Annotated in this window: 17 protein-coding genes; 9 read left to right on the plus strand and 8 right to left on the minus strand. The window is 44.2% G+C overall.

Annotation, left to right across the window (positions count from 1 at the left end; translation table 11 throughout):
• Positions 1-154: 154 nt before the first annotated feature.
• From IPJ71_11815 to IPJ71_11850, 8 genes are all read left to right on the plus strand, one after another.
• A complete protein-coding gene (locus IPJ71_11815; GenBank protein MBK7844365.1) occupies positions 155-823 on the plus strand; it encodes a hypothetical protein in 669 nt (222 codons plus the stop codon).
• Between the two features lie 54 nt (positions 824-877).
• Positions 878-1,219, plus strand: coding sequence for a hypothetical protein (locus IPJ71_11820; GenBank protein ID MBK7844366.1), 342 nt, complete (start codon positions 878-880; stop codon positions 1,217-1,219).
• Between the two features lie 197 nt (positions 1,220-1,416).
• Positions 1,417-3,369, plus strand: a complete 1,953-nt coding sequence (locus IPJ71_11825) for a hypothetical protein (GenBank protein ID MBK7844367.1) — start codon at positions 1,417-1,419, stop codon at positions 3,367-3,369.
• On the plus strand, positions 3,366-3,905 hold the full coding sequence (locus IPJ71_11830; protein MBK7844368.1) for a hypothetical protein: 540 nt from the start codon (positions 3,366-3,368) through the stop codon (positions 3,903-3,905). Before IPJ71_11825 ends, IPJ71_11830 begins: the two co-directional genes overlap by 4 nt.
• Before the next feature lie 20 nt (positions 3,906-3,925).
• Positions 3,926-4,072, plus strand: coding sequence for a hypothetical protein (locus IPJ71_11835; protein ID MBK7844369.1), 147 nt, complete (start codon positions 3,926-3,928; stop codon positions 4,070-4,072).
• A gap of 14 nt (positions 4,073-4,086) precedes the next feature.
• Complete coding sequence (locus IPJ71_11840; GenBank protein ID MBK7844370.1) at positions 4,087-5,499, plus strand: DUF1501 domain-containing protein; 1,413 nt, start codon at positions 4,087-4,089, stop codon at positions 5,497-5,499.
• A gap of 185 nt (positions 5,500-5,684) precedes the next feature.
• Entirely contained in the window at positions 5,685-7,832 is a 2,148-nt protein-coding gene (locus IPJ71_11845) for an AGE family epimerase/isomerase (protein MBK7844371.1), read from the plus strand.
• Positions 7,833-8,059: 227 nt separating this feature from the next.
• Positions 8,060-8,932, plus strand: coding sequence for an SDR family oxidoreductase (locus IPJ71_11850; GenBank protein ID MBK7844372.1), 873 nt, complete (start codon positions 8,060-8,062; stop codon positions 8,930-8,932).
• Positions 8,933-8,950: 18 nt separating this feature from the next.
• On the opposite strand, the gene IPJ71_11855 is transcribed toward IPJ71_11850, so the two are convergent.
• From IPJ71_11855 to IPJ71_11880, 6 genes are all read right to left on the minus strand, one after another.
• Entirely contained in the window at positions 8,951-10,354 is a 1,404-nt protein-coding gene (locus tag IPJ71_11855; protein MBK7844373.1) for an ADP-ribosylglycohydrolase family protein, read from the minus strand.
• Between the two features lie 114 nt (positions 10,355-10,468).
• A complete protein-coding gene (locus IPJ71_11860; GenBank protein MBK7844374.1) occupies positions 10,469-13,900 on the minus strand; it encodes a hypothetical protein in 3,432 nt (1,143 codons plus the stop codon).
• A gap of 179 nt (positions 13,901-14,079) precedes the next feature.
• Entirely contained in the window at positions 14,080-14,601 is a 522-nt protein-coding gene (locus IPJ71_11865) for a hypothetical protein (GenBank protein ID MBK7844375.1), read from the minus strand.
• Positions 14,602-14,604: 3 nt separating this feature from the next.
• Positions 14,605-16,767, minus strand: a complete 2,163-nt coding sequence (locus IPJ71_11870; protein ID MBK7844376.1) for a hypothetical protein — start codon at positions 16,765-16,767, stop codon at positions 14,605-14,607.
• A complete protein-coding gene (locus IPJ71_11875) occupies positions 16,764-17,714 on the minus strand; it encodes a hypothetical protein (protein ID MBK7844377.1) in 951 nt (316 codons plus the stop codon). The genes IPJ71_11870 and IPJ71_11875 overlap by 4 nt, the downstream gene beginning before the upstream one ends.
• A gap of 28 nt (positions 17,715-17,742) precedes the next feature.
• A complete protein-coding gene (locus tag IPJ71_11880; GenBank protein ID MBK7844378.1) occupies positions 17,743-18,798 on the minus strand; it encodes a hypothetical protein in 1,056 nt (351 codons plus the stop codon).
• A 256-nt stretch (positions 18,799-19,054) separates the two neighbouring features.
• Here IPJ71_11880 and IPJ71_11885 point away from each other — a divergent pair, with 256 nt between their 5' ends.
• On the plus strand, positions 19,055-19,234 hold the full coding sequence (locus IPJ71_11885) for a hypothetical protein (protein ID MBK7844379.1): 180 nt from the start codon (positions 19,055-19,057) through the stop codon (positions 19,232-19,234).
• Between the two features lie 20 nt (positions 19,235-19,254).
• Here IPJ71_11885 and IPJ71_11890 read toward each other — a convergent pair whose 3' ends face one another.
• Together IPJ71_11890 and IPJ71_11895 are read right to left on the minus strand one after the other, a co-directional pair.
• The gene (locus IPJ71_11890; GenBank protein ID MBK7844380.1) at positions 19,255-20,661 is read right to left on the minus strand and encodes a hypothetical protein; all 1,407 of its coding nucleotides are present in this window, start codon (positions 20,659-20,661) and stop codon (positions 19,255-19,257) included.
• Positions 20,658-21,314: a TetR/AcrR family transcriptional regulator gene (locus IPJ71_11895; GenBank protein MBK7844381.1), complete on the minus strand. Its 657-nt coding sequence runs from the start codon at positions 21,312-21,314 to the stop codon at positions 20,658-20,660. The genes IPJ71_11890 and IPJ71_11895 overlap by 4 nt, the downstream gene beginning before the upstream one ends.
• Positions 21,315-21,323: the final 9 nt, after the last annotated feature.

The raw sequence follows: 21,323 nt of genomic DNA on the forward strand, positions 1-21,323 counted from the left end.
GTTTGATGTTTTTTGAAATTCCATTTTGGTGTTTACTCGTCAGAGCTTTAACTCCGAGAATTGGTGTTTTCACTTTCAAGCGGTGAAACAGCCAGGCCCATATTTTGCACAATATTTCATTTACTCAACCTAAAAAGAATCACAGAGGGGTACGATGTTTAAGATTCAAACAAAAAGAATTAGTCACTTCGACTGTCAAAAATATATACATGCGCTATTGGCTTCCGCCTTGTTCTTTGGTTGTGACTCCCAAAGTTTTAAACCTTCCAAAGAACCTGATCGCTCTGAGCAACAGAATTCGCCCCAAGTCGTTAACCCAAGTGATCCAGGTCTCTCAGACACGACAATAGATGGAGTGAACCACAAAAAACTGGTTATTGAATTCAATGGGATTTCCAGAACGACTTATATTTATGTTCCAAGCAATCTGACGATTGATTTGCAAACAAGTTTGGTTTTAGTTTTGCATGGAGGAGGTGGTTCCGGATCGCGAATGCCAACTAAAACGAGATTTTCTCAAATCGCAGAAAGAGAAAAATTTATCGTTGCATACCCCACTGGAACAAAGGCTACAACCGGGCTGGAGGCAGAAGGAGACAACACCTGGAATGATACTCTCTTCGAAGGCTCAGGCACTCAAAGGCCTGACGACGTTGCCTACCTGAGCGCCTTAGCTGCAAAGCTAAAACTCCTCTATCATCCCGTAGTGGAGCAGATATTTCTGTGCGGACACTCAAATGGTGGCATGATGACTTATGCAGTGGGAGCTGCAAATCCTTCGGGCTTTTTAACTGCCCTGGGCGTCGTGTCGGGAACAGTTTGAGGGCAGAAAAATTCGTCTTCGCCCCTTCAGACGGTTGACATACCTTTGGGCCCTTTGCCCCTGATTATCATTCACGGTAAACAAGATGGAAGTGTCCCCTACGACGGCGGCCATGGGCCAGACACCTCGGGACAAAGGATCTATTTGTCTGTGAGCAAGAGTCTTGAGTTTTGGCTGAAGACCAATGATCTCGTGGGTGTAACACCTATAAAGTCAGAGACAGCCGATCTCCTCACGGAAGTCTACACCTCTGAAGAAAAAAAGCCTATCAAAGTACTTTCTGTCCTACAAGGACAACATGGATGGCCGCAACTTTCTGATGGACTACCCATCGAGGCCGCCGAGGAAATTTGGACCTTCTTTAAGTCTCAACTTAAAAAAAGCCCTGTCCAGTGAATCGACCGCAGTGAACTGATTCTGCATCTCTGTGTTTTTACCTTTCTTCGCAACTAAAAAGTAATAGATTGCCATAATTTTATCTCATCAAGGCCATTTGACCTCTCAGCATAATTATTTATTCAAAATTTGCTGACCTGATCTCCGCCTGCTAGGCTTTTAGAAACTTCTGAAGTTTGAGAAAGGTGGTCAAATCCGTGTTAAGGCCAATAGGTGGCACCGCTCGGTCTTTACTCAATAGTCTTTTTACATTTTCTCTGCTTTCGCTTTTCACGCTTATGGCCTGCGATGCTATCCATTCTTCTCGGGACGGCTCAACTATTATACTCAGAGGGAAACCGGAAGATTTTTGCAGAACAAGGATCATTGATCCTATTCCTGAGATCTCTCAAAACGAAAGAAAGATGTGGCTAGCGAAGGCATACCGTCTTCTTAGAGGTGGAAGCGGATTGCGTGCCACTGACGACGTAGGGGCCTTACTATCAAGAACTCGAAGGGATCTGGTACACTCTCTTATAGATGATGTTCAATTTGGCGACTTTGTCCTCGATTTTAATCTCTATTTTCTTGGTTTCAAGCGCGATCGGTTGAGAGATGACTTTGGAATGCTGACACAGGGTCCTTTTGATTTCTCCCAGGCTATTAATTCGGCGATAAAAACCTTGCAATGCGGAGATTATGAAGCTCTTCTCCAATTGAACCAAAAGCTTTTCGCCCCTCCCCTTAAACCGCCTCTTTTACCAGAGGGTGCCCCAGAAGAATGGAAAAGTTTGCCACCACAAGATCTCAGAGAAAAAATATTTGCAGGGATCCAATCTCCACTTGATCAATTGATAGCCGACATAGCAGCTGATCCATTGCGCAGCCAACTGCAAAACTGTAAATCACTTTTGGATTCGTTGAATCAAACGGTTAGCTATTATTTTTCGCTTGGTGCTCCTTTGAATCTTATAAGCTTGGGACCTATCGAGGGATGGTATACCTCTCTTTTGAACAATTGTACCCCGAGCAATTCTATCCCATTTGATTTTGTCCAAGCCCTACAAGAAACAAAGTCAAAGAACGAAATTTTTTTCTCGCGCTTATCAGCTTTTCAACCTGAGAACTATTCTGATCGAAAATTAACTGCAATCCGAACCTTTGAGATGACTGATTTGAATCACAAACCCATAAATCAATTTACCGGCCTCAGGTTCTCTCTCGTTAATTCCTCTACAAACTACAACCGAAAGCGAGCTTCCTTTGTCCTGTCTCGATTCTTCTGTGATGATTTGATGCCTATCGGAGTTGAAGATGGGGAATTCTCTACCAAGCATGGCCACGGTTCCGCGCCCTCCTGCATCGCCTGCCACCATCGTCTTGACCCTATGGCAGGTTTTTTCAAAGATATGGGCTTGGGTTTTGAGAATTTCGGTCAAAAAAGCCAAATCACCTTTGATGACGGAAATGTCCTCGACAAATCTAAATACCAAAATGCCTGGAAGGCCACTCCGTCCGAAAATCGAGAATGGAACATCGGTTATATTCGTTCAGTCAAAGAGACTTGGCGCAATAGTTACGGAGTTGATCTTCACGATTTGTTTGAGATCATTAAATCCGCACCCGAGGTGAAACATTGCCTTGTTAAACGCTTATTTGAATATTTGGTTGCTGAGAATCAGGTCATTGATGGAAGCTATTTGGATTTTCTCACTCATCAATACGCCTATACGGCCCAATTTAACTCGTCCCTCGCCTTTAAAGAGTTGGTCGCAGACATCATCTTGGGAAAAAGTTTTTTGCAGACTGATTTGAATCCTCAAGAGTGTTATGATTTTACGCCAGGACACCAGCCTGGAAAGAGTCCTCCCTGCCGAGTGAATTTTCTTCTGCAGAAGAATTGCGCTGGCTGCCACCAACCGAATAATCTTTTGGGTGGCCTCGATGTCACTCGTTGGGCGGAATCATCTAAAGAAGACCCAATCCCCCACTTTATTCATGTGGATCTAGCAGGTAAACAGTTTCCTTCTGCGATAACTTTCGCAAGAATCATTGAGAGACTTAATTCCTCTGAACCCGAACGAAGGATGCCTTTAAAGCAATTTATGGAACCCGGAGACCGCGAAGCACTTTTTCGTTGGTCCAACGAAATGCTAGGCGGTGCAAAATGAGAAAAGATGCGAATCGCCCGATGTCTTTTCTCTGGTCGATCCTCATCTGGATCTCGTGCCCCGGCGCGCTCACTTCTTGCGGTGTCGGAATGGGAGTAACCAAACCTCCGATATCCCAAGGGGCTCCAGATGGTAGTCCAGGAAAAGAGGATTCTGGAAAAAATGGCGCAGAATTTCGAGGCTATGTGGCCATAAATAGGCTCATAAAGGAAAGGTTTCTTCAAGAGGGAGCATCCTTTGAACTCAGTCGCTACCTTGGAGAAGAATACGTGGATCCTTCTCTGGGAGTGTTTACAGGTACCAATCTAATTGATTTACTCGGCGGATATCAGGGAAGTGGGTACAACAGTCGATTCAACAATGGAGAACCGAATTCCCTCAATATGCTTTTGTGGTATTTAATACTCAAAGAATTTTCTAAAAGTATCAGCAATGTTTGTGTTCAACCTGATGCTCTCCCGCTGAACGCCACTTTTTCCCAAGCTGCTCAGGCTTTTGTTCATGGCCTGCGGGAAGAGAAATCGAAAAAATACTGACTCAGTATTGGATTGTGACAATGGGTTTTGAAGCACCCCTCGAAGAAATGATTCCATGGATAGAGCTTGCCCTGAGTGGAGACGCTAGAATGTGGCGACATGACGAAGCCATCGAAAAACTGACTTTCGCAATCTTGTTTAACCCTTATTTTCTATTGCGTCATTGAGAAGGAAAACTATCATGGAACCCATTACGAGAAGAAGAGTTCTAACGGGCGCCATCCACGGTTTAGGGGCCTATTGTCTCTCTGGTGGAATGACCTGGAAATCTGCGCTGGCTGAAAGAAAAAATCCTCCTCTGGCATTAAAACCACAGGATTCAGAAGACCACTTCTTCTTGCAAGTGATGATTCCGGGCGGATTCGACCCTCTCTACATGTTCGATTCTCGTCCCATGGAATTGAGTCAGAGCGGTCTCCAAGTAAATCACAATTCTGAGGATCTTCAGATTTGGCAGGGGCGAAATGGAGTTAGCACCCTCGCGACATCAACCACCAGAGATCTCAAGGCATATCAAGATTATTTTTCAGTGATCAATGGCGTTCTGATGGCAACCAATTTTGATGGGCACGACCAAAACATGAATTTCTTTCTTACTGGAAATGCTTTTGGAGGCGAATCATTTGTTCCACATTTAAACTTTCAGGAAAAGAGTCCCCTCGATGGACTCGTCAGCGGTTTTCTTCTCGCTGAGTTACAAAATTCAGGCAAGATGGTACCATTGAGCCCAGATTCTGCGAGACGTCTTTTGCCAAAAGTTAATGAACATTTGACTTCCTTGAATAGCGGCGGCTCGGAAATCACCCATGCGATGAGGCGCATGTTTTCTTTAGGAAAGGGTGGAGGACGCTTTTCTCTGGGTTCGCTCAGGATGGGAGAGGCCTTTTCTAAAAGTTCGGAGCTTGCCCAATTGATGGCAGGAGTCCTCATCAACCCATCCCAGGGACCTCAGGCATCACCAGAAGTTCAATTTCTCGAATTGATGGGCAGTTTCTTTCGATCACGGATCGTAAAGTCAGCTGTCTTGTCCCTCAATCTACCACAGTCAGTGGATACCCATGATGCGACTTCCGTCAAAGATTCAGTCACTCTCGCAAAATCTCTAACGCAAAAATTGAAAACAATTATCAAAGGACTTATCGAAACGGAGTTTCGCGATGGACAATCGATGATGGACGTCACAACATTTGTTATCGGTTCAGAATTTGGCCGCTCGATGAGACAGGAAGGTGTCGCCTTGGAAGCGTCTGGGACGGACCACAACCCTTTGAATAGCAGTTTAATCATAGGAGGCAAGGGCGTACGTCATGGATGGGTTGTTGGCGGAAGCGATTTTATCGCCTCCGATGAAGTTCTATCGGGAGCTCATCTGCAACTCGATCCAAGCAGAATCCGCACAATGGGTCATCCACTGGACTTTTCCACTCTTCGCAAGCGCGAAGACAAGCCGTCCAGTTACAAAGAGGAAGACTACCTAGGCATTGCCTCCGTGGTAAATACCATATATCGCATTTTTAATTTTCCTCAGGAGCGCTATCGGAGCTTGGGACGTAATCTCCCTACCGCTCCCACTCTTCTCCCAATCATTTCTTGAGTTCAAATAATTTTCATTTTGTGAAAATGGGAAAAATAAGCTGAACGCAAGTGAAACCACTCCCTTTGTTAAGTATGCTTCCTTTTTCATACACTCATGAATGATGCCTCTGTCATATTTACAAGGGCGCTTTGTAAGCAAAGACGACGGGATTACGATGTCTCAAATTAAAAAGGGGAGTAAATATGAATAATTCATTTCGGTTATCCACCATTGCACTTTTCCTGTTACCGACTTGGTGTTTCTCATCTGGGGCATTAGGACACTCAAAATGTGAAGCTTTGCTCGTTACTCCAACATCTCAATATCACAATCCAGTTAAGGATGCGCTGAACTCCAGCCAAATCGTCTACGGCGGATTTCTCATGGAGCCAAATCCAACAAGTGCATTTCAAATAGCCTCGCAAACCCATTTTGTATGGCTTGATGCGGAACACGGTCCGTTCACGCCTGAATCCGCATTAAGAACTATTCAGGCCTTTCATATGACAACACCGGCGATTCCAGTTATTCGAATACCATCTTGGGATGTCTCGAATCTTAAGCCATTTCTTGAAACGGGAACGCTCGGAATTGTTGTTCCCGAAATAAGAAACGCTCAAGAGGTTCGTGATTTTATTAAGAGGGTTAAATACCCACCGGAAGGTAATCGTGGATTCGGACCAGGTCGATCCACAGGCTGGTTGAATTCGGACATGTCAAGAGAGGCAATCCAAAACGCAAATGATCAAATTCTTGTGGTTGTGATGATTGAAACACCAGAGGCGGTTGAAAACATAGAAGAGATCGCCTCGGTCCCAGGGATTGATGTTCTCCATATTGGTCCCTATGACCTAGCATTAAAGTTGGGCCGGTTGAAGATGGACGATCCTCGCGTCCTACAAGCCATTGAAAAGGTCGAAGGAGTCGCGAGGGCTCATCACATTCCATTGGGATCTCCCATTGGATCGCGAGCCGCCGCAATAGATAAGTCTCAAAAGGGCTATCTTTTCTTTACGATTCCTTCAGAGCAAGAAATGATCTCTAATGGGTTGAATCGATTTAAGGGCTCAGCCAACGGACGAGATGAAAGTTTGAGATGGAACAACCCAAGACTTTGGGACAATTCGATAGCCCATGCAAATAACTTTTTTATAAATAAGGGATGGGATCACAGAAGTGGCTCCTTTCATTCCGAAATCGCAAATGACGGTACTGTAACAAGCGATTTGCGATACATCATCGCGTCCAGTCGAATGGTGTACGGCCTAGCTCATGGATCTGAAGTGGATCCAAACTACCTGAATTATGCCAAACTGCAAGCCGCATTTGTTTTGGAGAAAATGACCTCTGCTGACGAAACCGGACCCTATTTCAAGTCAGTTATCGATCTTATGGGCGTCTCCAGCCACGAAAGAGAGATAAAACTTATAGTAAATGAGCAAGCCTACGGGTTAAATGGTTTAGTTGCACTTTACACCAAAACGGAATCCCCAGCCTTATTAGAAAAAATAGAGGAAATTTTTTCCTCCTTTTATGATCGTTTTCATGACGAAGAATTTGGAGGATTTTTTGATGCATTTGATCGTTCCATTAACAGACCAGTCAGAACAAAGAGTTACAATTCCACCGTCTATGTCGCAACCAGTTTTCTCATCGATTTGGCCAAGCTTCCGACAAGGAATAAGGTCAAGTACCTCGCCACAGTCCAGGAGCTCGCTGATATTGTCAGCAAGCACTTCGTTGACAAGAGCACCGGGTGGATTGTTGAAAATTTCACTCCCGACTGGCGGCCTGATTGGAGAGGTTGGCAAAAACAAACCATGGAGACTTCAGAAGGTCCTCAAACATTTACGATTGGCATAACTGGTCATAACTTTCAAGCCGCTTGGTTTTTAATGCGTGCGGCAGAATTTTCTGAAATACCAGAACCGGTCAGGCAGAATTATTTAAACGTCGCTCAAGATATTCTCACGTCAATGTTAAAATCTAGTGCTATTGACCGAGAATCTGGGGGCGTTTTTGATGCCTTCAAAAGAGAGGATGGACAACCTATGTGGAACACCAACAAGGCCTGGTGGCAGCAAGCTGAGGCGCTCTTGGCACTTACAAAGGCATTGTCAATAAATCTTTTTGCAAGCGCTGAAATAACTGCAGACGCCCAAGAGGTGAGAGATTCTATTCTTAGGTTCTATTTTACCCATTTTATCGATCACAAGGACGGTGGAGAGTTCCCGGTTGTCCAAAAAAATGGCACACCAGTCACAACAGAAAACAAGGGGCAACTCGGCACAGCGACCTATCATCAAGTCGAGCTGGCAAAGTTTATGAAAGAGTATTCGAACGAGAGGTGATTGATGAAGGATCTAAAATTGATCCTGTTTTTCTCGTCAATGAAGGGGCCTGTCGATGACAGGCCTCTCCAAATCCTTGATATTGAATTTCCCGATGCCAAACGCGATATTGGAATTGAAGACAAACCAGACTAGTTTCTCCCCTCACACGGACTCACTAAACCGGACTGGACTTGAAAGTGAGCGAGAATTTCACTAAACTGTCCGCACCAATATAGGGGGGGCATGTGGCAAAAATTCTGATCACTGGCGCGACGGGCGGATTTGGTTTGTTGACCGTACAACAATTGATTAAGGAAGGACACAAGGTCGTAGGAACCGCACGTGATATTCGGGGTCGTAATCAGGCCAAGACTAAGGAACTGGAAGCCTTAGGAGCTAAAATTGTTGAATTGGATCTGACGAACGATGCAAGTGTTGAACGTGGGGTCAAAGCCGCAACGAGTGCTTGGGGTGGAATTGAAGTTCTGATCAACAATGCGGGCGTTGGGGTTCTCGGATTGACGGAGTCCTTTACCTCTGAAGATATCAAGAAAATATTTGATGTGAACGTATTTGGTACCCACCGGTTGATTCGGGCCATTGCTCCGTCTATGAGAAAGGCTGGCAGTGGCCTTATTATCAACATCTCAAGCTTGCTTGGAAGAGTGACTGTGCCCTTTTATGGTCCGTACAATGCCTCCAAGTGGGCTTTAGAGGGACTCACTGAGAATTATCGCACTGAACTTTCCCAATTTGGAGTTGAGGTTTGTCTTGTGGAGCCAGGAGGTTATCCCACAACTTTTATTGATAACCTTGTTCGTCCAAGTGATCGCGATAGATCCAAGGACTACGGTCCAATGGGTGAAATGGCTGAGTCTTTTCTAAAAGGCTTTGAACAAGCTCTCGCTGCAAATCCCGCTCAAGATCCGCAAAAGGTTGCTCAAGCGATCATCCAATTAGTCAAGTCTCCTCAAGGAACCCGGTCTTTTCGAACTGTTGTTGACAGCATGGGAATGGGCGGACCTGTAGACGAGTACAACAATGTTCTTAAAAAAATCACCGAGGGCATCTACGGAAACTTTGGAATCGGACATCTGCTCAAAGTAAAAGCCAAGTAGGAAATACGAAGTCAGACCTCATTTAGCAATGGGTATATAAGTGCCAGGCAATGCCACCAATACTCTGCAGCTATTCGCTTTCCATTCTGCGAGTTTACTTCTCTGAAATGATTGCTCCGCCTGGGTGAGCCTTGCCTCACGTTCTAAAAATACTTCAGGGTCTTCAGCAAGGCCCCCCGAAACCAATCTGTCAGCGTACATTTTAATCCGCCCGCGATCGTGGAACTCTGTCTCTGGGATCCAATCAGTGCCGAAACGAGCACCTAAAATACCCCCAGCTATTGCTGCGACGGTGTCCGTATCATCTCCCAAATTGACGATGTATCTGAGAATTTCCAATGGATCAGCATTATCCTGCAAAGCAAGCGCGAGTGCATGAACTCCACCCAATAGTACAAAGGGGTTATTCGGATGAATATGACGTCTAAATCTAGACTCGACATAAGACTCACCCTTTTTAAGAACGAAGTCTGAGATTTCCGCATGTGAAATCTGAAGCCCCCCTGCCCACTGCAATACTTCTCCGAGAACGTTTGATACCGAATGTCGATCAGTCTGATCAAATGGCCATGCCTGATCAAAAGGCCATCCCGGCCGATTGAGCTGGCCTGCAATCCCCGCCACTCTGTTCATCGAACCTGTCAGCTCTCCAATCAAATACAGTTCTATAGCGCGAACCTCACGAGGAAGTTCCTCTCGAATTTCAGCAGCCGTTTGTCCCAGGACAAACATTCTCGCTGCCTTGAAAACGGCAAAACTCATTGCAGCTGCGCGCAAATCTGCATGAGTCACTAAACTACTGGTCACAGCGGCCAAGGCCAAATCACTTTCCGACCAATCAAGAAGTCCGGCCAGCGGAGCCACCCGCATTGCAGCTCCAATACCACTCGAAGCCGATCCCGAAGATCTGTAATCCATTCCCTGCCGGAGCTTATCGGCAGCACCCGAGAACATCTTACCATAGCCCCTCCACGCGCCAGCTTCAAACCCCGACACCAACAGAGCACCAAACTCTCTCGTGGCCTCATCTCCCCATTTTCGATGATTGAGTGCTACCAAAAGAAGCGCCATGGCCTGCTGAGTGTCATCACTCGTAAACCCTGGAATTCTCGTTCGATAAAAACGTCTTTCTCCAAGCTTGTTCCATATTCTTCCTAGAGGCAGCTGGAGATCCAAAGACACAAGACCCCTCTCCCCATAGATTTCTAGAATTTCATCTCTTGCTAAGCTCTCGGTCAGGAGGCCCAGAGCATCTCCGTATGCTAAACCTAAAAGTGAACCCCTTGCCCGGTCCGCTTTTCCACCATCTCTCAAATGCGGTTCTGTCGCAGAGGAGGAATAGCTAGCAAAAAAACCAAACCCAACAAAAACAGCAAACAATAGAAAGCTAATTTTGAGGGAGCAAGAGAGATGAGGCTTCACGGAGTATTCTCCTTTAGATGTAGAGGTAAGCTCATTCAAGGGGCCTTACAGACCAGATATATATTTTCAAGTCAAGTCCTAACGAAAAAGGATCCCTTCAATCATTTATCTCACCTAGCGTCTTAGAACGCCTGCACAGGTAAGATATCGACCGTTGAAATTATTTCGATTCCGAATTGCATGAAGCTGAGGGTATTTCTCAAAAAATACGGAACTTCCGTGGAATTCATATATTTCCATTATTTCCTGACTGTGGGAAGGTTTTGTATTGGCAATGGCTCGACGATGAACTTCCATTGCTTCAAGCAAAGGAACAAGAGCCACCTTCCGTTCGTCGTCATCCATGAACCGGCTAATTTTTAAAATATATTCTATTCCGTTCCAAGAGGGACAAACCCAACCGCGCCCATCGATCAGCTTATGCACGAGCTGGGACAGCGTTAGAAAGTGGAGAGATCGAGGGGTCAGCTGAAACAAAGATCTTGCGGTCGAAACCGCGTCTTTGTACCTTTCCTCACCGAATTTACTTTGAGAAACAATGAATTCGATCATACTGAGTCTGGTTTCATCGAGAATCTTCTGATGAAAAGGCGGCACTTCTTTTGAGAAATCGACTGCTCTCTGAAGATACTTCACCAAGCTACTTTCTGAGGTCACCCAGTCAGGCACCCTCTCTCCCTCAAGAAGGGTACTGACGAGCTCAATTTTATCTTCCTGAGGAGGGCCGCTGATGTCCGTCTCCTGAATAGGATTCTCCGCAGAAGGAGTATCCACAGAATGAACCTCCTTGACAGAATGGACCTCCTTAGCAGCAGGATTCTCGTTGGTAGAACGCATTATTTCTCCGGGGCGAACTTGTCCTAAGAGATAATCAACATTGCGAAGATCCCCTGTCTCCAACTGATCTCGCTGTTTGGATTCCGGAAGGATTGCCGCGAAATCAATTTTCAATGTTTTTGCAAGATTCTCTTGTTGGGAACGAGTGTTCACAGCGTCGAGTCGTCTGACCAACTGAAGGCGCACGTCCACATTCAAAGCCAAAGCCGTCTCAATAAGTGAATCTCTCCCTTTTGTTAACCAAGTTCTAAGAAAAACGAGAGTTTCGGGATGATCGAAACCGTTCATTTCAAGTCTCAAAATTTTTCCAAGAAAGGAACTGCGCAAATGAGGGGCAGGTAAATTTAAATCAGCCCAACTACTTCCCGCTGCCGGACGAGATAACAAGGCATCAAACAGCATATGATCAAACCTAGATTCCTGGGCCCATTTGACAAGCAAGCGATGAAACTCGTTTGCCACCGTTTCTCCAGGTCCCGTTCTTGATTTGAATAGAATTGATAGCCGCTGCTTACATTTTTTGGTGGCCAAATCCATCGCTTTGATATCCTGTCCCGATAACATCGGGAAATATTCAAATCCCATCAAAGGTAGCACCATAAGACCCGCATTTTTCGTAGAGCCCAGAAGATCATCGGCCGAGAGAGAGGAATTCGGATCAATTTCAAGAATCAATTTTTCAAGCTTGAGTTGAGGATCAACATGTTCGCTCAGGAGACGATGGAAATAAATATCATCTGGAATCAGGCTTGGATCATTCAGTCCCCTCAAAAGAACCGTATGAGCGACGCGGTGAAGATCCTCCACTGGGCCAAATTTCGCAAAAACGCCATCCATCAACCCCCGTATTTCGATATCAATCTCATCTCCAACCTCAAAAAATCGAACTGTCCCGCGGCCTTCAGTGTAATTGGGATATAGCCAAGTATCGGGCATATCGATTCTCATTCGGCTTTGAGTGCGCACAGAGAAGGCATACTCTGAATTCCGATAGAGAATTCTCAGTGAAACAATCCAATCTGAAATTAACCCCAGCCATCCTTTCAATTTTCGTACAGGCATTCTTTCGTAAATGAGTTTCTTGGGAAATCGCGAATGATCATGAATCGAGCGGAGGTCATCATCCAAAAAAGTCCACATCTCATTCATACGACCAAAATGCTCGTTTACCTGTGTCGTCGGAATAGTTCTAATTTCTCGATTGCCCGTGGCCTTTTCTGTCGTAATGGTCTGATCCAAATAGCGTGGAGGGTTTGCTTTTAGCTGTTGTTCCAGGACATTATTTGGGGTGAACTCAAATTCAGCACCTTTGGACACAGGCAGCTTCTGCCATGAAAAATTGTCCTTTGAGATATCTGAATAAACAAGATGTGTCTGCGAAATATAGTTAGGAATCCGTCGACCTTTAAATGGTATATAACTGGACTGATTGAGCCCCAAACTTGCAATAAATTTTTCGTAACTGCTGCGATACGAAGGTTCTCTAAACCTCGCTTCGAGGTCTCTAGCGATCGCTCTCCGAATAACCTTCTCGGATAATTTGTTTTGGTGCATTGAAATCAAGTTAAAATATTTCAGGTGATTTTCAGAAATCCAATCTGAGAATCCTAATTCATTAGAATTCGAATTTTCTACTCCCCATATAAAGAGACCATCGCAGAGATCGAGAATGCGCTTCAATTCCTTCGAGTCCTCAGGGGTATCGGCCAAACGTATCTCCACAACAGGATACACCCATTCTGGATCTTTAATCGAAAGCCGAAACAATTTGTCAATATTGAAGGTGCGATACTTCCAGGGCTTTCCCGTGCCTGCTAAGCCTTCTTCTTTTTTGTGATGAGAAAGAAAAATTCGTCTCGCCTCAGAGTAGGATAATCTCCCCTTAGAAGCCGTATAAAGCTCTTCAAGAAGTGGCATGTGATTGAAATAGAGGGGAATTGAGAATTTATTGTATAAATCTCCCATCCGGGTCGCAGCCGTTGCCGCGTAAATATAATCAGCGTTTAGTTCTAAAAACAGCAGCCAACGAATGACCCTACTTACATCCAAGTTCTTGATATCCGCAAACGAGATTCCCCATTTTTCTGTTGGTCGCTCTGAGAGTGAGAAGCCATCCAAAAGATCCCTGAGTTCGACATTAATTTGAAATGAAGTCTGCCATCCTGGCCCCAAACTGAGTTCCGGCCTGATCCGATCGTAGTTGGCAATCAAAAGGTCTCTTTTTTTAGGGCCCAAGGGAGGAGACACCAATTCAATTCCATCCTTTGTTCCCCGTTCATTGACCCACTCCCTATCAAACCACCACTTATCTCCACTCTGATCCAAAAAGATCCTGTGCTTTTGACCCACACTCAAGCTTCCACCATAGATTTGGCCAATAAAATCCAAAAACTTCCCTTCCCAAGACGGAAAGTTGGTTCTTAGAGAACCATCAACCACGGGGCCATACTCGTTCACTTCTGAAAACTCAATTTCAAGGCCCATGCGAGGACTTGAAACTCCCCCCCAAGCTTGTTCTGCTGTCAAATTCATTGCCAAACTGAAGCTTGCAATACCAACGACAACTGCGACGACTGCGCCTGCCCCCGCTCCCGGCCTTGTCCCTTCCCCTGCTCCTGCTCCTGCTCCTGCTCCTGCTCCGGCCCCGGCGACCGCAAATCGACAAAATGGCTTCCGAACCCATGGTGTCAAAATCCGACGAACAAACACATCCCACCTCCCCCTTTTAAGAACCAAAGAGCATGTGGGATAAACCATTTCTTTTGATTTCTGACCTTTTTTTTCATTTTGGTAAATTTTTTTTACTTATGTAAATATTGAGAGCGCACAAAAGCTGCAAGTGTTACTTTTGTACAAAAAGATCAGACCGGCGGTTGGCCCAAAATATATTAATTAGGAACCGGTTTGCCAGTTTGAAGTGATAATGTAAGTTCAGGTGAGTCCATTTGAGTTATCACAATTTTACCATCCAAAACCTTAAAAGAGGTAATTAGGTCAGTTCCATAAGACCAATCTCTTTTACTTTTATAAGCCCATTTACTTACTCCACACTCTTCTATTACAAGAATTGAAGAGTTATTCTTGAACAGATGAATACCCACAAAAGGAGTATCTAACACAATATGCCAAATTACCTTTCTGTCACAGATTGAGATTAGAAAAAGATTGTTATCAACACCGATATACAAATCTTTTTCGTTTGTTGCATAGTTAACTATGGGGTAAGGTCCACCGATTTCATGATTAATTCCTATTGTAAAGTCATCTGCTTCAACAATCGAATATTTATTTGAATGAGACGTCCCAACAGTAATAATTAACTTACTATCTTCGTTAATCAATGAAACTTTATTCTGAAAGTCCCAATTATTTAATGCTTTATGTATATTTATAACTTTAGTATTTCTCATACGTTACCCTTTGACTATTACTGTAATTAGTTTGTTTCCGTCCCAAATACTTTCAATTTTTAGGTGACCATTAGGCCCTGAAATTAAAGACTCTCTTAGAATACGTCCACCCTCTAATGGTTTTGCTATTGAAGAAGGGTCTCTAAGTGTTTTAACTAAACTATCTTTAAGAAGAGCTCTCGTTTCGGGATTATCAAACAAACCAATTCCTTTAAATTCCTTTAACATGGCTTGAGAGCGCTGAATACTGCTAACTTCGCCAGTAGCCTTACCTAATAGAAAATCTACTTTTCTTCCTAACTCAGCAGCTGGTTCTGCTAGTTCTTCTATCTTACCAATAGCGCCGATCTCATTACGTGCAAATCGCTTAATTGAGTCCGCAAAATCATTAACTGCCTCTCCCGTCTTTGCCCCTAGCTTCGCTGCAGACGAAGCAAGCGTTTCTCCTGTCTGCGCCATTTCATTGAATGTTGAAGCATCGAATCCACGAATTTTTGATGCAATTTTCTTAAAAATACTAGAAAAATAACCAAAACTCTTAACGGATTTCGTGGCAATCTTTTTGCCTGTCGACCCAAATATGGGCACGAATGCGGCGACTAAACTTATGCCTCTTTCAACAGGACTCAGTTGATGATCGCCAAAGGGAGTCTTTCCGGTGAATGCCTCATAGAGCGAAGCAGCTGTCCCAACTCCAGGAATGAATCCCAAGCCAATATTAAGGACTTCATCTCCAATGGACAGGGCATCGGTGGCAGTTTCCAATTTATCAAGGTCCTCGCTGTCCATTGAATCTACAAACAATTCCGTGGACACCTTCACCGAGGCTCTCGCTATTTCTTTGGCGTTCACCTCCTCAGTGGTTGTTTCCGGATATCCCTTGATTCTTTCATTCAACGACTGATTCCGAGCCAGAACTTCTCGAGATTTTTTAAGATATTCATCGTTAAACTTTTGAAAGTTAAATTTTGATTTGATTAATTTAAATTGCGAATTTCCAAGCTGAATCTCACTATCAATGTAATCTTTATTTTCCTTTGATAGACCCCCATCTCGATACCAATAGCTTTCAGTTTCGCAAATACCGATGGCCTTCACAGCCATTCCAATTCTATCATAGAGAATGTGCTTCTGAGGGGCGTCTAATCCCTTGATGCTACTGACAATGTCCCAGACATACGGATTCAACAACTTCCATTCCTTATAGATGTTTTCCATCTGATCAAGGTTGCGATCAGCAGCGAAAATATTATATCTATTAATTAGTGAATCTAACCTCGCAATAGCCGTGCTAACAAGTTGACTGCCTTCAACCGAAACTTCTTCTGCGTCCTCGTCCCTTTGCTCACTCCCAGTCTTTTCCGGTAAGGTTAATGCTACGCCAAGGCTTTCGAGAGACGCTCCAAAAGCAGATAGACGCCGATTTACTTCTTCTATCTCTCCTGCCGCCGAACCATAACGGCTCGCTAATGAGGGATCATGTTTTTCGTTGTTTTTTACGACCAGATTCTTATTAGATTTTAGAGCTTCATAGAACTTCAATTCAATCGACAGTTTCCTCAGAAGATCAGTCGATATCTCGTCAAAGTTTGCGGTCGACAGTTGACTCAGTTGATTCTCAAGGTCTGAAATTCTCTGCCGTGATTTCTCTTCCTCTTCGTCTATTTCTTTATATCTATCAGTAGCCTCATTCACTTTATTATCGAATTCACCCCTTTTTTCTATGAGTAAATCTACTCGCCTCGCTAGTTCTGGGTCTAATTGATTCAAGGATAAATCCATCGAAAATGACCGCTTGTCTAATTCACTTCCGGTCCTTCTTGAATCAAAGGAATATATTTCGACTGAATCCAGTTCAAATGTATAACGATGATGAGTTTGCACATTTGCATCAGAAGTATCTGTAATGACTGAGAACGATAGTAAATTATTTCCGAGTTTTAAGGTATTACTTGGTATAGGAGTGATGAAATTGCACAGCTCTTTTGTACAGTCAGACGCCCTTGAGGAGGGCAAATCTATGCCATTCAACTCAACAAATTTAATTCCGTCCCTCGCTGGAGTGCAAGTCGTACGATCTCCATAATTTTCACATCTAACATAGAGAACAGAAGCATGGGCCAGTGAAGAAATAATTACTGAGATTGCAAATAGGAGATATTTCATCTGCGGGTACCCGTACAAACTGAAGGATTGCTTGTGATCGATTGGCAATCTCGAACCGCTGTGGCAAACAATTCATCAAGAGAATTGTCATCTGGGTTCTTCTGGCGCTCCTTGTCTATATTCTCGATATGCCTGATGATGACTTCCAAAGGCGTCCTCTCTCTCTTGTCTCCAACTCTGGAAGCCAAATGACTCGCAAATCCAGAAGTGGATTCTATTTTTTCTTGAAGAACCCGATAGGGATGAAGCGCAATTTCATACTTCTTAAGGGCCTCTGAGTATGTCTCTTTAATGTCAGGGACTGAAATTGTGCCCAGTCTGGCATTGTAATAGTTCAAATAGTACCTGAAATTGTTTGGAATTGCCAAAACGCGAGATTCTAGCCTCTTAAGCTTAAGCTGAACAGATTCGAATTCCTCGATTGAGAAATATTGCTTTTCTGCCAATCCCTTTAAACTTTGACTAATCGCCTCAAGATCAATCATCATTTTTTCGATTCTTTTTGATATTTGAGTTTTGATTCGATTGGAATACTCAATCAAAATCACCTCTGCTTTTTGGCTCTGGTAGGCTCTAAATTCATGATTACTGATCTGCTGTTTCTTATCTGAGCTGTACTTCTCTACAATAATTGCTTCAGCTCGAGATGTTGCTTCTGCTTTGCTTTGTTCTTCGCCTAATAAAATCTCGCTCGTCCTTCTGTCATAGATTTCCTTCATTTCCATTTCGCATTTATCTGCCCAGGCAAATTTCTTTTTTAAACACTCCTCCATTTGGACAGCATACTCAATTCCATCGCAGTTGGTTTTTCGGTACTGAACGCAGGCGTTCGACAAAGGATTTCTGCCTCTCTGCCTCGGATTTTCAAACTTCGTCCTAGCAAGGCAACTGTCGCTCCCAATAAGCAAAAGTAAGGTAAAGTAAACGTGAATCATCTTCAATTTCATAGGGCACTCCCTCTTCTCTTCATCAATCTTATTTCTTCGGACAAACCTGTGCGTCTTCAATCCCGTGATCGATATGCCTACAACGCTTGTAGATCGGCGGGTGATTTGGACTTCGGCAGGTATTGTAGCTCTTAATTCCAAAATGAGGATGTTGACATACGTTCCCTGCCACGCAAGGACAGCCTCGTACGCATGCCATGGTGTTTCCAGATCGTCTGGCACACCCACAATATGCGGTGCTAGCCTGTGAATTATATTCTAAAACACCACAATGCTCACTCGCATATTCCTCGTAATTCTCTATTCCACATTTTTCGCTCCTTTCTTCAAAAAACAGATGCCCGCACTTATGAATTGATTTTATGAGGTTGTTGTTTCTAAGGTCACCGTCTGACGGTAAACCGTTGTTATACCAATCAATTGCAGATCGATCAGTTTCAATATGGTTTAGCCGATCTAGCCGGCTTAGCGAAGAAAAAGCTGCCAGGTCGTTTTGATTCCCATTAAAAAATGAATTTGAAATATCAAGAACTTTTATTTTATCCCTATTTTGTGACCTTTTGAAGAGATCAAAGGCATAACTAATATGATTATTTCTTAACGCCGACTCGATGGCTCTGCGATCAATCTCAAAAGGTATTTTTCTATATGGACCCCAGGTTATTGCTAACTGAAACTTTGGAATCAATTCACATTTCATCGCCTTGTCAACGACTATGCCTTTTACTTCCTGATGAGAGGGCAAGCCTATGTCGCTGAACTTTGTTAAAAAATTATACATCTTCAAGCCATTAATAATGTAGGAGGCAAATTCATAAGTAAGATCTTTTTTAATGTAGTCATCATTATCCACAACAATAAGGCGATACGATCCGTTGCAGACAAGATCTTCATTAGAAAAGTTGATCACGTCTGTTTCAATTCCTGAAGCACCAAGAGATGTGTTCCATTGCACGCTGATTTCAGCCCTGCAGCTCTGGGCCTTAACAAGGGACATGCCGAAAAGGATAAGAAAAAAAGCAAGACCTCTATTTAGCTGGTGGTACATGCAGACAGGGAATTGTCTATTATCACGGTTTTTCATGTTTAGCCTCCTGAATAGCCAACAGGTTTAATTTTCGTCTTGCAACTTGAACAGTTCCCGTCATTGCCATTTGTGTGCCAGAAAAAATGGGGTGTTTTTGACACCAATTCGTCGGTGCAGATCCGCTTAGGATCGATTTATGATCAATATAGTGATTGGACACAGGCAATGTGGGCCAGTCTTCAGGAGAAATGTGCCGCTCGCTCAATCTCCGTGTGCGATTTGGTGTCATTTTGAGCTTGTTGAAGAATCGACAATGGCGCGAAAGCCGCTAGCCCATTGTGTATTGGACGAATTCATAGATCCAGGAAGTGAGACCGACGTAGATGAGAGAGCACACGCAGAACTGGCTGAACTGAATCTCAGGAGCCAAGGATCGAGTTCGGCTTGGTTCAGTGCTCACCAAGGGGAGCGCTGCTGCCGGACGCATGTTTGAAGATCCTGGGCTCCTGAGATTCAGTTCAGCCAGGCTTCGGGTTCTTCCATTAAACGAGTCGCAGCCTCAATGAGTGCCGCTCTCAAAGCCAATGCCGAACCAGATCCCAATGGCGATCGGTCGCGAATTTTAAGAAAATTCTGATAAAAGCTTTCGAGATCCGTATAAAAATACCAATGTGGACGACCTGAGTAATCAAAGGGCATGTCCAGTAATTTTTTAAAACCGAGAGGGCGATAAAATCTCCAAGACAGCTCGTCTCCATACGTGTAGATTCGTCTGCCTTTGAATGTCATGTTTGGCATAAAATGACCTTCAAACTGAATCATAAACAGCTGATTTAGAAGGAGCAAAAACACATCTGGGCTTGAAGAAGGATCGATATAAAAATTTCCGTACTCTTCAATCTCTCCCGCACCGAACAACTGCTCGCCATATCCAACAACATAACTTATCGGTCGAGGAAGAAGCCCGCCGGCAAAATGGGAAACCAAATTCTCGGAGTGTATTTGCTCCATCATCAAACGGGGCAGGGGCAAGGCTCTCTTTTCTAGATCCAATATCCAAGGTGGAACTGGGGCCCCACCCAATACCATAAGCCCCAAATAGCCAATCCGGCCATAAACATTTCCCACTCGATGATCTTTTTGCGATCTTAAATTCGTAAGATGATGCATGTAGTGCTGTTCATCTTCAGCCGAAAAATAGCTTTTGATGACCGTGGGTCCATGAAATCCCAAACGCTCCTCACTTTGCCTAGTGGAGCCATAGGGGGCATTGATGATCCGCAGAGTTCCCCGGGTCTTACCAGATTGATCAACTACTTCGATATAGGTAGAGTTCTCCATATAATCAAAGGCCAATTTCTGCAGGCGACTCACATCCCAGTGTCTTCTCTCAGCCATTGCTCCCGTCGCCACTCCGACCAAGCGCTCAATGATTTTGAGATGAGCCGCGTGACCTGCAACGACCGCCTGTTGAGCGCTCTGATATATTTTTTTGTAAGGTGGCGATAAGGGAGACGCGAGCACGGTCTCAGGCCTTCTGACAATGGTCTTCAAGCCAGCCTCTTCGTAATCATATCGAAAAACGACACGATAATACTTGTTCTCGAAATTTGTTTCAGGACTTGTACCTATATCTGTACCTGTACCTGTACCTGTCCAATTTTGGTTTATCAAATCCTCGCGATCGAGGGGGCCGGCAATCACGTTTTCAATTTGCACAAGAGGACTCTCCATGAGGGATTTGACGCATGGATTGATCGGACTAAAACGAGGAAAATATCCCTTTTCGGATCTGAGTTTTACGTCGGATCTGAGTTTTATATCGGAGGCCCCAACCGCAGATTGAAGCGCGAGCGATATCATTACAAAAAGACTTGATCGAATGAATTTAAGAGCCCAAATCCCCTGACAACTTTTCATCGGCTTTCGCTGGAGCTCTCTATGTAAGCCATCACTTGCTGATAAATCTGCTTCTTGATGGGTCCGGGTCCTGATAGCCAATCAGTTGTGAGATTTTCTGCAACTCCACCTAAAATAATTGACTGAACACCCCTTGCCACATTGTAACGAAGCCTGGGAGTCATTTCACTGAATCCTGCCATCCCCTGGAGTATCCGTTCAATTCGCTTTGCGCCTACCTTGCGAATCTCAGTGTAGAGTTTGCGATAATTTTCGTCTTGGGCGCAAACGTGAGTGAATAGCAAAATCACCAATGCCCATCCGCGCTCACGGGCAATCCCTTCGATTGTCGCGTCGATCACTCCTTTAATCTGAGCCTCGGGGGTACTTGCCTCCGTTATTTTTTCGATAACTAACTGTTGCAAATCACGATAGATTCCGTGAACGACCAGATACAAAATTTCGCGCTTATCGGGAAAATAGTGTGCGATGTGGGACCGAGCCAACCCGGCTTTGAGACCAATTGTATTGTAGTTAAAGTGCTCATACCCGCCCTCTACCAAACACTCCACTGCAGCTCTGATGATTTCAATTTTCCGAACTTCACCTTTGGTTATGCGAAGGGGCAACATTTTTCGATAAAGCGGATCGATCTCCTCAGTTGGCGATTTCACAAGCCACCA

It is taken from the genome of Bdellovibrionales bacterium (assembly GCA_016714165.1).
Taxonomy (GTDB): Bacteria; Bdellovibrionota; Bdellovibrionia; order Bdellovibrionales; family UBA1609; genus JADJVA01.

Coding starts and splice junctions, on each gene's coding strand:
- IPJ71_11840 (MBK7844370.1), top strand. CDS start 4,087: ATGGAACCCATTACGAGAAGAAGAGTTCTAACGGGCGCCATCCACGGT.
- IPJ71_11815 (MBK7844365.1), top strand. CDS start 155: ATGTTTAAGATTCAAACAAAAAGAATTAGTCACTTCGACTGTCAAAAA.
- IPJ71_11890 (MBK7844380.1), bottom strand. CDS start 20,661: ATGAAAAGTTGTCAGGGGATTTGGGCTCTTAAATTCATTCGATCAAGT.
- IPJ71_11865 (MBK7844375.1), bottom strand. CDS start 14,601: ATGAGAAATACTAAAGTTATAAATATACATAAAGCATTAAATAATTGG.
- IPJ71_11845 (MBK7844371.1), top strand. CDS start 5,685: ATGAATAATTCATTTCGGTTATCCACCATTGCACTTTTCCTGTTACCG.
- IPJ71_11835 (MBK7844369.1), top strand. CDS start 3,926: ATGGGTTTTGAAGCACCCCTCGAAGAAATGATTCCATGGATAGAGCTT.
- IPJ71_11880 (MBK7844378.1), bottom strand. CDS start 18,798: ATGAAAAACCGTGATAATAGACAATTCCCTGTCTGCATGTACCACCAG.
- IPJ71_11875 (MBK7844377.1), bottom strand. CDS start 17,714: ATGAAATTGAAGATGATTCACGTTTACTTTACCTTACTTTTGCTTATT.
- IPJ71_11885 (MBK7844379.1), top strand. CDS start 19,055: ATGGCGCGAAAGCCGCTAGCCCATTGTGTATTGGACGAATTCATAGAT.
- IPJ71_11870 (MBK7844376.1), bottom strand. CDS start 16,767: ATGAAATATCTCCTATTTGCAATCTCAGTAATTATTTCTTCACTGGCC.
- IPJ71_11830 (MBK7844368.1), top strand. CDS start 3,366: ATGAGAAAAGATGCGAATCGCCCGATGTCTTTTCTCTGGTCGATCCTC.